The organism is Chryseobacterium amylolyticum, assembly GCF_051011775.1.
Lineage (GTDB): Bacteria > Bacteroidota > Bacteroidia > Flavobacteriales > Weeksellaceae > Chryseobacterium.
Genome location: NZ_JBPCHX010000006.1, coordinates 295,070 through 309,608, shown reverse-complemented (window position 1 = coordinate 309,608; position 14,539 = coordinate 295,070). Strand labels below are relative to the sequence as shown.

General features: G+C 39.0%; 16 protein-coding genes. 9 read left to right on the top strand and 7 right to left on the bottom strand.

The window, feature by feature from the left end; translation table 11 throughout:
• Positions 1-101 precede the first annotated feature (101 nt).
• The 3 genes from ACR1PO_RS17935 to pdeM all read left to right on the top strand — a co-directional run bounded on the left by ACR1PO_RS17935 (position 102) and on the right by pdeM (position 3,986).
• Positions 102-2,555 (top strand): ligase-associated DNA damage response DEXH box helicase, encoded by a 2,454-nt coding sequence (locus tag ACR1PO_RS17935; RefSeq protein WP_433987651.1) that lies wholly within the window; start codon positions 102-104, stop codon positions 2,553-2,555.
• Between the two features lie 133 nt (positions 2,556-2,688).
• On the top strand, positions 2,689-3,291 hold the full coding sequence (locus ACR1PO_RS17930; RefSeq protein WP_332386825.1) for a 2,3-bisphosphoglycerate-dependent phosphoglycerate mutase: 603 nt from the start codon (positions 2,689-2,691) through the stop codon (positions 3,289-3,291).
• A gap of 50 nt (positions 3,292-3,341) precedes the next feature.
• Positions 3,342-3,986 carry a ligase-associated DNA damage response endonuclease PdeM gene (pdeM, locus tag ACR1PO_RS17925; RefSeq protein ID WP_433987650.1) on the top strand — a complete coding sequence of 215 codons (645 nt, stop codon included), beginning with the start codon at positions 3,342-3,344 and terminating at the stop codon, positions 3,984-3,986.
• A gap of 78 nt (positions 3,987-4,064) precedes the next feature.
• On the opposite strand, the gene ACR1PO_RS17920 is transcribed toward pdeM, so the two are convergent.
• Positions 4,065-5,282: an MFS transporter gene (locus ACR1PO_RS17920; protein WP_332386827.1), complete on the bottom strand. Its 1,218-nt coding sequence runs from the start codon at positions 5,280-5,282 to the stop codon at positions 4,065-4,067.
• 149 nt (positions 5,283-5,431) lie between these two features.
• Here ACR1PO_RS17920 and ACR1PO_RS17915 point away from each other — a divergent pair, with 149 nt between their 5' ends.
• The 4 genes from ACR1PO_RS17915 (at position 5,432) to ACR1PO_RS17900 (ending at position 7,210) form a co-directional block, all read left to right on the top strand.
• The gene (locus tag ACR1PO_RS17915; protein WP_433987649.1) at positions 5,432-6,022 is read left to right on the top strand and encodes a TetR/AcrR family transcriptional regulator; all 591 of its coding nucleotides are present in this window, start codon (positions 5,432-5,434) and stop codon (positions 6,020-6,022) included.
• 70 nt (positions 6,023-6,092) lie between these two features.
• Positions 6,093-6,551: a hypothetical protein gene (locus ACR1PO_RS17910; protein WP_433987648.1), complete on the top strand. Its 459-nt coding sequence runs from the start codon at positions 6,093-6,095 to the stop codon at positions 6,549-6,551.
• 3 nt (positions 6,552-6,554) lie between these two features.
• Positions 6,555-6,857 (top strand): DUF3817 domain-containing protein, encoded by a 303-nt coding sequence (locus ACR1PO_RS17905; protein ID WP_115960890.1) that lies wholly within the window; start codon positions 6,555-6,557, stop codon positions 6,855-6,857.
• Entirely contained in the window at positions 6,854-7,210 is a 357-nt protein-coding gene (locus ACR1PO_RS17900) for a rhodanese-like domain-containing protein (protein ID WP_433987647.1), read from the top strand. Before ACR1PO_RS17905 ends, ACR1PO_RS17900 begins: the two co-directional genes overlap by 4 nt.
• 41 nt (positions 7,211-7,251) lie before the next feature.
• Here the strand turns inward: ACR1PO_RS17900 and ACR1PO_RS17895 are convergent, their stop codons facing one another.
• Both ACR1PO_RS17895 and ACR1PO_RS17890 read right to left on the bottom strand, forming a co-directional pair.
• The gene (locus ACR1PO_RS17895) at positions 7,252-8,205 is read right to left on the bottom strand and encodes a nitrilase family protein (protein ID WP_433987646.1); all 954 of its coding nucleotides are present in this window, start codon (positions 8,203-8,205) and stop codon (positions 7,252-7,254) included.
• A 62-nt stretch (positions 8,206-8,267) separates the two neighbouring features.
• Positions 8,268-9,065, bottom strand: coding sequence for a helix-turn-helix domain-containing protein (locus tag ACR1PO_RS17890; RefSeq protein WP_433987645.1), 798 nt, complete (start codon positions 9,063-9,065; stop codon positions 8,268-8,270).
• A gap of 194 nt (positions 9,066-9,259) precedes the next feature.
• Between ACR1PO_RS17890 and ACR1PO_RS17885 the strand changes: the two genes are divergently transcribed.
• A complete protein-coding gene (locus tag ACR1PO_RS17885) occupies positions 9,260-9,766 on the top strand; it encodes a pyridoxamine 5'-phosphate oxidase family protein (protein WP_332386834.1) in 507 nt (168 codons plus the stop codon).
• A gap of 93 nt (positions 9,767-9,859) precedes the next feature.
• On the opposite strand, the gene ACR1PO_RS17880 is transcribed toward ACR1PO_RS17885, so the two are convergent.
• The 3 genes from ACR1PO_RS17880 to ACR1PO_RS17870 are packed head-to-tail and all read right to left on the bottom strand — an operon-like array spanning position 9,860 to position 11,486.
• Positions 9,860-10,093: a thioredoxin domain-containing protein gene (locus tag ACR1PO_RS17880; protein WP_332386835.1), complete on the bottom strand. Its 234-nt coding sequence runs from the start codon at positions 10,091-10,093 to the stop codon at positions 9,860-9,862.
• Between the two features lie 9 nt (positions 10,094-10,102).
• Positions 10,103-10,987: a dihydrodipicolinate synthase family protein gene (locus ACR1PO_RS17875; RefSeq protein WP_433987644.1), complete on the bottom strand. Its 885-nt coding sequence runs from the start codon at positions 10,985-10,987 to the stop codon at positions 10,103-10,105.
• A gap of 43 nt (positions 10,988-11,030) precedes the next feature.
• Entirely contained in the window at positions 11,031-11,486 is a 456-nt protein-coding gene (locus ACR1PO_RS17870; protein ID WP_332386837.1) for a cupin domain-containing protein, read from the bottom strand.
• Between the two features lie 100 nt (positions 11,487-11,586).
• Between ACR1PO_RS17870 and pdxR the strand changes: the two genes are divergently transcribed.
• Entirely contained in the window at positions 11,587-13,017 is a 1,431-nt protein-coding gene (gene pdxR / locus ACR1PO_RS17865; RefSeq protein WP_433987643.1) for a MocR-like pyridoxine biosynthesis transcription factor PdxR, read from the top strand.
• 327 nt (positions 13,018-13,344) lie between these two features.
• On the opposite strand, the gene ACR1PO_RS17860 is transcribed toward pdxR, so the two are convergent.
• The gene (locus tag ACR1PO_RS17860) at positions 13,345-14,478 is read right to left on the bottom strand and encodes an Atu1372/SO_1960 family protein (RefSeq protein WP_433987642.1); all 1,134 of its coding nucleotides are present in this window, start codon (positions 14,476-14,478) and stop codon (positions 13,345-13,347) included.
• Positions 14,479-14,539 lie beyond the last annotated feature (61 nt).

The following is a 14,539-nucleotide window of genomic DNA, read 5'->3' as shown; positions in this document are numbered from 1 at the left end:
TATTTTAATTCATTAGCAATGATTCGCAGAGTAACTTTGCCCAGCAATAATTTCATACCAGCTCTCAGCATCTTTTGCATTAAAACCAAATCAGATTAAAATTGGCAGCTTTCGAACATACAGACGGATTTAAGATCATTCAGCAATGGATGACCGATAAAGATATTGCCCCTTTTAAATTCCAGCTTGAAACCTGGAAAAAATTCGGAAACGGATACAGCGGAATGGTAGTTGCTCCTACCGGGTTCGGGAAAACTTTTTCTATTTTTTTAGCAATGGTTTCAGACTTCCTGAATCATCCCGAACAATACAAAAAAGGGTTAAAAATGATCTGGATAACGCCTCTCCGTTCCCTTTCCAAAGACATTGCGAAGGCGATGCAGGAAGCTATTGATGAAATAGGGCTGGATTGGGCCGTAGGTGTAAGAAACGGAGATACTGATCCTAAAGTGAGACAGCAGCAGGTAAAAAAAATGCCTGAAATTCTTGTTGTAACTCCTGAAAGTCTTCACTTGCTTCTGGCTCAGAAAAATAATGAAGCTTTTTTCAGGGATATGAAATGTGTGGCTGTGGATGAATGGCATGAATTACTCGGTTCAAAGCGCGGTGTCATGGTAGAACTTGCCATTTCCCAGCTCAGAAAATATGTTCCTAAGGTTAAGATCTGGGGAATTACCGCCACTATCGGGAATCTGGACGAAGCCATGGAAGTGCTTATTCCTTATGATATTAAAAAGACAAAGATTACGGCCAAAGAACATAAGAAAATAGATATTCTGCCTGTTTTCCCGGACGAAATTGAAATATTGCCATGGGCGGGACATCTGGGAAACAAGCTTGCAGATAAAGTCGTTCCTATTATTCTGGAGTCAAAATCCACAATTGTTTTTACCAATACGAGAAGCCAGAGTGAAATGTGGTATCAGCTTCTTTTGGATGCGTATCCTGATTTTGCCGGCCAGATCGCCATCCATCACAGTTCCATTGATGCACACCTGAGAATCTGGATTGAGGAAAACTTAAGTTCCGGAAAATTAAAAGCCGTGGTTTCTACATCCTCCCTGGATCTTGGGATTGATTTTAAGCCTGTCGACACCGTTATTCAGGTAGGATCTGCCAAAGGAGTTGCGCGGTTTCTGCAGAGAGCCGGACGCAGCGGACACTCCCCTTTTGAAACCTCAAAGATATATTGTGTTCCTACGCACTCTCTGGAGCTGATTGAAGTTTCAGCATTAAAAGAAGCGGTAAAACAGAAAGTTGTTGAGCCCAGGGAACCCCAGGTTCTTTGCTTCGATGTATTGGTTCAGTTTCTGATGACGCTGGCTGTAGGAGACGGTTTTTATCCTGATGAACTTTACGAAAGAATCAGAAAAGTATATGCATTTCAGGAAATACTGGATGAGGAATGGAAAAGTATCCTGGAATTCCTTACCATCGGCGGAAGTGTTTTAAAAAGCTATGAGGAATTCCATAAGGTTGTCATTATGGAAGACGGGCTTTATAAAGTAACTTCAAGAAAAATCGCCATGCTTCACAGGATGAATATGGGAGTGATTGTAAGCGATGCCATGCTGAAAGTGAAATTTATATCAGGAGGTTACATTGGGATGATTGAAGAATATTTTATTTCAAAACTTAAAAAAGAGGAAAAATTTATTCTTGCAGGGAGAACGCTGGAAGTCGCCATGATCAAAGATATGACGGTGTATGTAAGAGCTGCCAAAGGAAAAGCCCTGGTACCAAGCTATCTGGGTGGAAGACTTCCTTTAAGTTCCAATCTGGGACATTTTTTAAGAGAAAAACTTTCCCATGCCTTAAGTCCTAAAGCATCAGAAAAGGAACTTAAATTTCTTCATTCTTTATTGATTAATCAGGAAAAAAACTCCCACATTCCCAAAGAAGATGAATTCCTGGTGGAAATGATTAAAAACCGTGAAGGATACCATTTATTTATGTATCCTTTTGAAGGGCGGCTGGTACATGAAGTAATGGCCGCATTAATTGCTTACCGCATCTCAAAGCTGGCGCCTATTTCCTTTTCAATGGCAATGAATGATTATGGATTTGAGTTATTCAGTGATAAGGAAATTCCGCTTAACGGAGAAAATCTGCAACAGTTCCTAACCCGTGATAATCTGATGAATGATGTGATTGCCAGTATCAATTCTGCCGAAATGGCCAGACGAAAATTCCGGGATATTGCCGTAATATCAGGAATGGTAATTCAAAATTATGCAGGACAGCAGCGTTCCAATAAATCACTGCAAAGCTCTGCCGGATTAATTTTTAAAGTGCTGGAAGACCATGATGCCGGTCATTTTTTAATAAAGCAGGCCTATACTGAAGTCTTTAATATGCAGCTCCAGGAACAACGTCTTGTAGAAGCTTTTAAAAGAATTGAAAAGTCTGAAATTATTTTAAAACATTCCCGTTCCTTCACTCCGCTCAGCTTTCCGATTAAAGTGGATAGCCTGAGGCAGACCCTTTCCAGTGAAGGGTTGGATGCAAGAATTAAAAGGATGCTGAAACTCTCCAATATAAGTGATATTTCATAAATATATTTAATACATTTTCCTGTCTTTTTAATCTTATTCATAGCCTAATATTCTGTGTTAATTTTATTGATAATTTTAAATAATCACCGTAACTTAGAGTATAGCTTCTCAGAAGTTTAAATCAATGTAAATAATGGAAAAATTGTTCTTGGTCCGTCACGGACAGTCACTCTGGAACCTTGAAAACAGGTTTACAGGCTGGAAAGATATCGATATAACAGAAGCCGGTATTGAAGAAGCAAAAAAAGCAGGACTTGCTTTAAAAGGAGAAAGAATAGATATCGCTTTCACTTCTGCCCTCATCAGGGCACAGCATACCCTCTCCATCATTCTGAATGAAATAGGAAATCCCAATATCCCAGTTGTAAAAGATAAAGCTCTGAACGAGCGTTCTTATGGAAATCTTGAAGGGTTAAACAAAGCAGAAACAGCACTTAAGTATGGTGATGAACAGGTTCATATATGGCGCAGATCATATGATGTGGTTCCTCCGGGTGGCGAAAGCCTTAAAGATACGTACAACAGGGTAATTCCTTATTTTGAAAGCCAGATAAGGCCGTTATTAAAACAGGGTGAAAATGTATTGATCGTTGCTCACGGGAATAGCCTCCGTGCACTGATCATGTATCTGGAACACCTTTCTCCTGAAGAAATTCTGGAAAGAGAAATTGCCACAGGATATCCCCTGACGTATGTTTTTGATGAAAAATTTCACGTAAGCCGGAGAGTAGGCTGATTCGATTAATAAAGCTTACCTTTGAACATTAAATTTTCAATCCATACAGCGTGTTTATAGCTACCAAAAGCATTTCTATTCAGAACGAAATTTTTATCCTTACCAACCAGCGTGCTGCATTCTGGGAAAAAGAAAAAGCGCTTGTTCTTTCTGATCTTCACATCGGGAAAACTGCTCATTTCCGGAAAAACGGCATTGCACTGACTAACCATATTATGAAAAGCGATCTGGAAAGATTATCTGCGCTGATTGAGTTTTTTCAACCTGAAAAATTCGTTGTGGTTGGAGATTTGCTTCATGCAGGAGACAATTCTGATGTAGATGAGTTCTGTATATGGAAATCCCGATATCCTGGAATACAATTCTATCTTATTGAAGGAAATCATGACCGGATATCACAAGCTTTGGAAGAAAAATTATGTTTCAATCATAAGTCTGAACTGCTCGAGATAGCAGGCATTACTTTTATTCATGATTTTGATACAACAAGAGCGGGATTCCAGGTTACCGGACATATTCATCCCGGAATTGTACTGAATTCTTCAGTCAGGAATATCAGGCTCCCCTGCTTTGCTCTCAGCAGCAACCAGTTATTATTACCGGCTTTCAGTGAATTCACCGGACTGGATACGAAAAACCTGCCTAAGAAAAGTACCTTTTTTGTCTTCACAGATGCGGAGATTTATGAAATCTGATTTTCTGCTTATCTCTGACAATATATCCGTGTCAAGTTTTTAAACCTTGACACAGATGATATATCAGATAGTAAAATCTTACCCTTTCTTACTCAAACGGATACTGTACAGTGTGATCAGGACTGTAATCACCAGAAATAATGCTCCGATCCATGGTGTGCTTGCCAATCCTAAAGATGATGTTACAATAACCCCTCCTGCATAGGATCCGATGGCAATACCAATATTAAATGCTGCAATATTGATCCCGGAAGCGACATCCTCGGTTCCGGGAAGTTCCTTTTCTGCAATCTGTACTACCAGCAGCTGCAATCCGGGAACAGACGCAAATGATAATGCTCCCAGAAGAAAAAGCGTAATGATGCTTAAAACAGGGCTGCTTACCGTAAAGTAAAACGCAAATAATACCAATCCCTGAGCAGCAAACATCCATAGAAGGGCTTTAAGAGGGTTTTTATTCGCTACCTTTCCACCAAGAAGATTTCCCAAAGCAATAGCAATTCCGTAGATCAGCAGGATGAAGGTAACTGTTGATTCCTGAAAACCTGTGATTTTCTGTAAAATTGGTGACAGATAAGTAAAAACTACAAATGTTCCTCCATATCCCATCGCTGTCATTAAAAACGCAAAAATCAAACGTCTGTTTCCCAGTACTTTAAACTGACTTTTTAAAGAAGCTGATTTCCCGTTTTTCAGGTTGTTGGGAACCAGCAATAAGCTGGCCGCTAATCCAATGATTCCCAGGATGGAAACGCCTATAAAAGTTGCTCTCCATCCGAAATGCTGCCCTATGAAAGTACCCAGCGGAACTCCCGTTACAATTGCCAGTGTGAGCCCGGCAAACATAATGGAAATAGCAGTAGCCCTCTTTTCTTCAGGCACCAGAGAAGCCGCGATGGTAGAGCCTATGGAAAAGTAAACCCCATGAGCAAAACCTGTAAGTATTCTTGCCAGCACTAAAGTTATAAATCCGGGCGCTATAGAGGCCAATCCGTTTCCGATAACAAATAGCAGCATGATAGATACTAATAGCATCTTACGGGGAACTTTTCCTGTTAATGCCGTTAATATCGGAGCTCCTATCGCTACTCCTATCGCATAAAGGCTCACTAATAATCCTGCTGAAGGAATGCTGATTCCGAGATCAGAAGCTACTGTAGGAAGCAATCCGACAATTACAAATTCAGTTGTTCCTATTCCAAAAGCACTTATCGTTAATGCCCAAAGTGCCGCAGGCAAACCTTTTTTAATAGTTTGTGATGCTGTATTGACCTGTATTTCTTTTTGATAATTCATTGTCTTGTATTTTGTTGATATTGACGAGACAAATTTCCGATGAATAATTGTATTATAAAAATTATTTAAATTGTAACAAACTATCAGAATAATGATAGTTTTATTTTACACTTAAAATTTGTTCCTTTGCAGAATAATCATAAGTTTTAATGAAGAAATCAGAAGCAACCCGTCTTACTATTCTCCAAAAAGCGTTCGAATTGATCTATGTAAAAGGTTTTCAGACCACGAGCATTGATGAAATTATCGCAACGACTCAGGTGACCAAAGGAGCTTTTTATTATCATTTTAAAACCAAAGATGAAATGGGTCTTGCTATTATTACCGATCTGATGAAACCTAATTTCAGAAAAACTTTTATCGATTCTCTTCAGAACAGCAAAAATCCTTTGGACAGCATCTATGATATCATGCACCATCTTCTGATGGAAAATGATTTTCTGAAAGTTGAGTATGGCTGTCCCACCTCCAATTTCGTACAGCAAATGGCCCCATGGCATACTGCGTTTACACAGGCCTTGCACGATCTTTCAAAAGAATGGGAGCTGGCTCTTGCAGAAAGTATTCAAAAAGGGAAGGAATCTGGTATCATTAAAAGAGAAGTCAGTGCAAAAGAAGTCAGTGTTTTTGTTATTTCAGGCTATTGGGGCGTTAGAAACCTTGGTAAACTTGAGCATTCAAAAGAAGTGTATCTCACTTATTTAAAAGGACTTAAATCGTATTTTAAAACACTTCAATAATTTTTTTGATTAAAAACATACTACTTAGTATGTTTTTATTATACCTTTGTTGTGTTCAAAAAAATAAACGATGTATCAGACCCTTACCTTTTTACATTCCCAAACCCGGTGGCTGGTTTTAATAAGTTTGATCTATGCAATTTTTCGCGCTTTTAAAGGATATTTTTCAAACCGTAAATTTACAGGAACAGATAATTCAGTAAGGCATTGGACCGCTACCATTGCTCATATACAGTTGATTATAGGAATGGTATTCTATCTCAAAAGTCCGGTCATACAATATTTCTGGAAAAACTTTAATGAAGCAAAAGAATCTTTTGAACACCTGTTTTTCGGGATGATCCACATTTCATTGATGATTACAGCCATTATTGTTATCACAATAGGTTCCGCACTGGCCAAAAGAAGGCTTTCTGACAAAGAAAAGTTCAAAACCATGGGAATCTGGTTCTCCATTGCACTGGTCATTATTTTTATTGCGGTCCCGTGGCCTTTTTCTCCTTTTGCAAACAGACCTTATTTCAGATAAATTATGATAGACTTATTGAAAACAAAAATCGGCCGTTTAAGAATTCTGGCAATTCTGGAAGGCATTTCATTACTGAGCCTGGTATGCATTGCCGTTCCTGTAAAATATTGGATGGGAAATCCTTTATTTGTGCGGTTATTAGGCCCCGTTCACGGAACATTATTCCTGCTCTTCCTTTTCAATACGCTGAGTGTTGGCGTAGAACAGAACTGGAAGTTCAGAGAAATAACATGGAAGGTAATCCTTGCCTGTTTCATTCCGTTTGGAACATTTTATATTGACAAAAAAATTCTGAGCAAACTATGAAGAGTCTTATTATCATCTGTGGAGTGGCCTTTATACTGTATGTAGTGTATAAAGTGTACCGGTTTCAGACTTTAGATGACGGTCTTCCGCAATTGCTCAAAAAAGGAGCTGTTATCCTGGACGTAAGAACTGAAAAAGAATATAAAACGGGACATATTGAAGGTTCTGTCAATATTTCACTGGGAACCATCAGGGAACGGTATACAGAGCTGGACCCTGAGAAGACATATATCACGGTCTGTTCTCACGGGCTGCGAAGTGTAAAAGCTGAAAATATACTGAAAGAAAGAGGCTTTAAACATGTTTACAACGGCGGTGCCTGGAGTGACCTCCAGAAAACCATCAGCAAGTAAAGCAATTCAATCCCTCTAAGAGATATAGAGGGATTGAATTTTTAAACTGTTTTATCATCCAGCCATGCTACTTTCTGATCAGATGAATGCTCCTGCCCTATTATATCCCTGTATAATTCAGGCTTTCGGGCTTTAATATAACGGTATCCTCCCGCCTGGATAAGCTTTCGGGGAATCATCACTGCAGATGCAAAACTGTCTTCCCACGAGCGGCATTCTGCAATCACATCTCCGAAGGGGTCTATCATCATGGAACATCCGTTTTTCAGCTGGTCATCATCCATCCCTACAGGATTTGAAAAAACAATATAAGCTCCGTTATCATAAGCTCTTGCCGGCAGCCATTTCATTAACCAGTCTCTACCCTTCATCCCGTCGAACTCAATGCGTAAGGAAGTAGGATCTGCTTCTCTGTTTTCCCAGAGCTGAGGATCTACAAAACCGGCTCCGGGCCTGGTAGAAGGGGTACACATCGTTACGTGGGGCATAAAGATGATTTCTGCTCCAAGCAGCCTTGTAGCCCTTACGTTTTCAATAATATTGTTGTCATAGCAGATGAGAATACCGCATTTCCAGCCCATGATATCAAATACACAATACTCATTACCGGGCCTAAGATGAGGATTGATAAAAGGATGGAGTTTTCTGTATTTAGCCTTCAGTCCGGTTTTATCAACACATACATACGCTTTAAAAAGGTTATCATATTCATCCTTTTCGAATAAACCTGCCAATATCGTAATGTTATTCTGAGCTGCAATCTGCTGTAATTTCCGGATACTTTCGCCTTCCGGAATACGTTCTGCAATATCCATAAGCTGCTCTCTGGAAAGCTTTCGGGCAAATGTATAACCTGTGACGGAGCATTCATGAAATGCAATAACATCAGATCCTTTAGCAGAAGCCTGCTGAGCCAGTTTTTCGATGACAGAGAGATTGTAGGCTTTATCTCCACTTTTATTTTCAAATTGTGCGGTTGAAATTTTAATATTCATTGTTTTTTAAGCAAAGCTAGATGCTATCACTTTTAAAAAATTGTATAAAACCGACATGCTTTTTACAACTCAATGAAATTAACTGCCATTTTATTTTCTGTGTTCAGATATTGTTTTGGAGTAAGCCCGGTATTGTTTTTAAACTCTCTGATAAGATGTGACTGGTCAGAAAATCCTGCTTCATAAGAAAGTAGAGTCATATTTTTATTATCAACACTTCTATTTATCAGTCTCAAAAAGGAATGCAGCCTGATAATATTGCTGTATTTTTTGGGAGACATTCCCATATAATATTCAAATTTTCTTTCCAGATGGCGTTCAGAATATCCTGTGAATTTTTCCAGATCTTTGGATGATACCAAACCTTTGTTCTGAAGAATATATTGTTGTGAAGCGGCAATAATTTGATGATCTGTATTCATCCTTTCAGAAAGAAAGTGAGTAAAAAACACATTCAGATCATTGATAATATGCAAAGGGTTTATTTTATTAAAAAGTTGTTCCTGAAAACTTTGCAGTTTGTTCTTCAGCACATCTTCCACGGAAACAATCTGATTAGAAATCTCTCTGGCGGAAGTATTTAAAATAATATTCAAAAAATAAGGCTGAAATACAACAGCAATAAGGAAAAATCTGTCCCTGGAATAAAAATCTTTATATCCGTTTAAAACGCCGTAAAAAAAGGAAAGCGGCATCCTATCGCCGGAAATACCGGAATACAGACTCATATCTCCGGATAGAATAAGCCCTGAGCTGCCATCAGTAAACAGCCTTAGACTTCTGACTGTTTTTTCAGAATTCTCCAAGAAAATGTAATGCCTGATAAAAGCAGCTAAATGTTTAGGAGGCGGAATCTGCATGCATCAAATGTACATCAAACTTGCCGGCAGAAAAAGAACTGTTTTTTAAATTCCGGCAAATACCTATGAATTTTTGAAAGAAATCAATCTAAGGTACCACATTTTATTTTCTTTTGGTCAGGTATTTGAAAGACTTAATGAAATTATCTCCCATTCCTGAATAAAATCAATACCAATCACTTAAAATATTTAATATGTCAACACAAAATCTTACCCATCTTGAAGCGATCAAAAAGATCAAAGAACTGTCGGAAAATGCCAGAATATGTATGTTCTGTACCGAATTGGAAACCATTCCTGTCAATTCACGACCCATGACCCTTCAGGAAACAGACGACAGCGGAAATCTGTGGTTTATCAGCAGTGGAACCAGCAATAAGAATTTTGAAATCAAAGAAGACCGCAGAGTACAGCTGTTTTTTATGAATAATGGTGATTCCCAGTACCTTTCGGTATATGGAGAAGCTTCGGTTTATAAGGACAAAGCAACCATAGAAGATAAATGGTCTCCTTTGGCTAAAGCGTGGTTTGATGGGAAGGATGATCCCAATGTAACCATTATCCGCGTAGAACCTAAAGAAACCTATTACTGGGACACCAAAGCAGGAAAACTGGTGAGCCTTTTCAGTTTTGTTGCCGCTGCAATTACCGGGAATAAAACCAATAATTCTGACGGTGTAGAAGGGAATGCAACGATTTAGAAAGTTTGGGTAGCAATGAACTCTATCACAGATGTATTGCGGGAAAACAAAAACGGCTCAAGAAATTGAGCCGTTTATACAAGATTAATAATGTTAATTTTTCACCTCTTCCATAGAGGCTCCAAAATTAATATGAAGGACATTACCGTTCGGCGTTACTAAAGCCGGTACAGACTTTACCCCTGCATGTTCAGCCTCTTCAATTTTGTTTTTATCATTTCCCAAATGGATGATTTCAACATTTTCCAAACCTATAAGAGTAATGATATCATGCTCTGCGCTGATGCAGACCGGGCATCCTGCATGATAAAAAATGGATTTTTTCATAAGATTGTATTAATTAATAAGTGTTTTCATTATATTTTTTAATTCTTCCGTTTCCTTTTCGTGTAGTGGTTTCAGAGGGCTTCGTAAATTCCCCCCATCTTCCCCGAGAATATTCAACCCTGACTTCACCGCTCTCGGCAACCCTTTGCTGACAATAAATTTTAAAAGGTCAAACTGCTGATAGAAAATTTCTTTTGCTTTTTCAAGATTTCCTTCTTCCACTGCATTATAAAGACTGATATTCAGTTCCGGGATAAGATTGGGAGCTGCTGTACACCAACCTCTTGCTCCGGCAGAAAATGCGGCCAGGGCCAAAGGATTTGAGCCGTTATAGAATGCAACTTCTTCACCTAATGCTTTTCTCAGATAATGCATCCTCTGAATATCTCCGGTACTTTCCTTAATCATTGTTACATTAGGAATTTCAAGCAGCCTTTTCAACAGGGCCGGTGACATATCCACCCCGCTTGTTGCCGGATTATTGTAGGCCATAATCGGGATAGAAATCTTATTGGCGACAGCATCATAATGGGAAACAATTTCATCGTCAGTAAGCTTCCAGTAGCTCATGGGGATAATCATCACTGCATCCGCTCCTGCTTTTTCAGCAAACTGCGCATGGTGAACCGTTTTTTCTGTTGTAAGATTGGAAACCCCTACAAGCGTTGGAATTCTTCCTTTTACCTGCTGCAAAGTAGCTTCTGTAACTTCTTCTTTTTCTTCATCAGACAGATAAGGCATTACCCCTGTACTTCCTAATGGCGCAATGCCGTGGCTTCCGGAAGTGACCAGCCTTTCTACCAGATGTCTGAAAAGAGGAATATCTACTTTCTCATTTTTGTCAAAAGGTGTTATGGGATAGGCAATAATCCCTTTGAATGGAACATTTTTCATGTTTTACTGATTTAAAAATTGAAAATAATTTTAACCTTTTGCCTTAAAGGTCTCTGCCTTCCTCTTCTCTCAATGCGACTCCCAGGTTCTGCAGCTGAGGAGCATTTTCGCAGGCAATATATTTGGCAGGCTCGGTATCACTAAGGTTCTGATGTTTATGCCATGCCCAGGAAGGAATATATACCGCATCTCCTGCTTCCCAATGTACCCTTTCATCTTCTACTTCTGTCCAGCCTTTTCCCTCAATGACAAATAATACGGTTTCATACGTATGGCGATGTCTGTTGGTCTGCTGGCCGGGAAGAAGTCCGCCGATCGTCATGCTGACATTCTTGCTGGGAAGATCCACAAAGAAAACCGGATGTTTCCTTTCTGTTGAAAACTGATTGTGCTCACCCGCGTTTTCTACATTTTTATGAATCAAATGGCCAGGCTTTACATACTTTGGTCTTGCAAAAGTTTCGTGAAAGTCTTTGGAACTGAATTGTTTCTTGTCCATAATTTAAAATTATTAAGGTTTTGTGCTTTATTGCATGACAAAATTATTTTATATTTGGACTGTTTAAATGATTCAGTTTTTACATAAACAGATAGTCCAGATGCTGCGACCTTGGAAATTAGAATTAGAAATTGATAAAAAGCTTGATAAAGCCGTTTATCTGCAGATTGCCGATACCATTATCACTGACATCCGTTCAGGAAGACTGAAACCCGGTGATGCTCTGCCTGGTAGCCGGAATCTGGCGCAGACTTTAAAGATTAACAGGAATACCGTTGTGGAAGCTTATCAGGTTCTTATTAATGAAGAATGGGTGATTTCCAAAGAACGGAAGGGAATTTTTGTATCAGAAAATCTTCCTGCTTTACATGAGAAAAAAACAGGTAGAATACAGGATTCTTTGAATCAGCAGATGATTTCCAACGGGATGCTAATCAATTATGATGACGGGCATCCTGACAGTAAGATTGCACCTGTAACAGAGCTGGCAAGAGCTTACAGACAAATTTTCAGCATTAAGGCCAAGTGGCAGATGATGGGTTATGGAAATGAACATGGCGATGTTGAATTCCGTAAAATGATTTCTCAGATGCTGAATCATCAGCGTGGAATGCATATTCAGGAAAATGAAATTTCTGTTACCCGAGGCAGCCAGATGGGCATGTTTCTGACAGCTCAAACTCTTTTAACTTCCGGCGACCGTGTTATTGTAGAAGATCCGGGATATCAGCCTGCATGGCATGCTTTTGAATATGCCGGTGCCGAACTGTTACCCGTACCTGTAGATCATGAAGGAATCAGTATTGAAGCTGTTGAAATGCTTCTGACAAAACATCAGAATATTAAAGCCATTTATATTACGCCTCACAGGCAATATCCTACAACTGTCACTTTAAGCCTTTCCAGAAGATTAAAATTAATTGAGCTTTCAAATCAGTATAATATAACCATCATTGAGGATGATTATGACAATGAGTTTCATTTCGGGTACCGCCCCATCCTTCCTGTTTCAAGTTTTGCGGAGCTACAGCATTATGTTTATATCGGAACGCTGAGTAAAGTGGTAGCCCCAGCTTTGAGGATTGGTTATCTGGCCACTAAAAACCAGGAATTACTGAAAAAAATCGGCGCTCTGAGAAAAATTATTGATGTGCACGGAGATGTCATCATGGAACAGGCTGTTCTCCAGCTGATCAGAGAAGGTGCGGTAAAAAAGCATATCAGAAAAGCAACCATTTATTACAGACATAAAAGAGATTTCGTTTATGAGCTGCTAAAAAAGCATATGGCAGCTATTGCAGATTTCACACTGCCTGAAGGTGGGCTCGCCTTTTGGATTGTTCCTAAAGTTCAATTGGATTGGGATGGGGTAACCACTCTTCTATTGGAGAAGAATATCAAAATAATCCATCCGAAACAATACAGTCAAAATAAGGTCAACGGCTTCAGATTAAGCTACGGAGCCCTTTCTGAAGAGCAGCTGGAACAAAGTATTCCTTTGATTGCTGAAATTTTTTCTAACTCCTTTTAACCATTGATTTCACAGACTACAGATGTCCCACAACCAAAATCAAATAAAAATCGAAGATTTTTAAACTTAAGTGAACTCTCAGCAGTTTATCTTTAACCTTAAAATCAACTTAAGTGGTGAAAGCTTTTGTGACTTTTGTGGTTTAGTAAATATTTTCCCACAGATTTCACAGATTTGCACAGATGCTTCTGTATATTTAAAATAATTTCAGGTAATAAAAAATCTTTGATTTTTAAACTTAAGTGAACTTCTTCGCAGTTTATTTTTAGCTTAAAATCAAATTAAGGCATTTGAATTATAGTACTTTGAAGTCTGAATTCATTAAAATCACTCTACTTCAAAAACTGCCTGAATCTCTACAGAAGACCCCACAGGAATTGATGATGCCCCCAGAGTTGCCCTGGCATGTTTTCCTTTGTCTCCGAAGATTTCTACGGCCAGGTCAGAAGCTACATTCATAAGGTCTGCATGCTTTGTATAATCCTCTTTTGTATTGAAAATTCCTGTTAGTTGAACACATTGTTTTACTCTGCTCAAATCCCCTCCTACAGCTTCATTCAATACCGAAATGACGTTAAGCATGGTAACTCTAGTAGCTTCTTTTACCTGCTGTTCATTTACTTCAACACCTAATTTCCCGGGATTGATGATTTTACCGTCTTTCAAAGCAACCTGATTAATGAATACGAGATTTCCGGAACGTACAAAAGGCTGATAATTTCCTGCCGGTTTTGGGACCTGCGGAAAGGTGATATTTTTCTGTTTAAGTATTTCAGCAAAGTTCTGATGATGTTCTGCAGCAAGTGCAGCTCTTTTTGGGCGGGTATCCTTTAATGCCAGCGCTACTCTTGCAAAGTTTTTCCCTTGTAATTCGGCAATATTACGTTCTCCTTTGGTAGGTCTTTCAACATCTTTTAAAGAAGCCATACTCGTTACCCCTAACACGGTATTTCCCTGTGGAATAGCTTTGTTCAGCTCTTCCGTCCCACGGATGCCGTTAGGGACCAATATCATTCCGTGAACCGCAAGACTGTTCCAGAATGCCTGCATGGCCAACTCTTTTCCGGCACCGCTTCCTGCTGACATGAAAACCGAAGCCGGAACACCTTCTAAAGCATGAGTGGTCCAAAGCTGGACGGTTTTAGCTAAAAACTCACTCATTCCCGTACTGATATTTCCGAAATAAACCGGTGAGCCAAAGACAATCCCATCGTAATCTGCCAGCTCGTCTATGGTTGCCACCGGAAGGTTTTTAAGGTTAGGATTTTGTGAAGATTTGACCATTTTGATATAAGGAACTGCATTATTTTCACTTTCAATTCCTTTAGCGATTTCTTTGGCCAGTTCATAAGTCCCGCCATTATCTGAATGGATAAGGACCAATATTTTTGCTTTATTTTGTGCCATAATGGTGATATTAGATAATACAATTAAAATAAAAAAAAGACATCGTTTTTTCATTCTGAACAGGATATAGTTTATTTTTAATAATGTTACTTTATTGACAGTACAAAATTAGTAT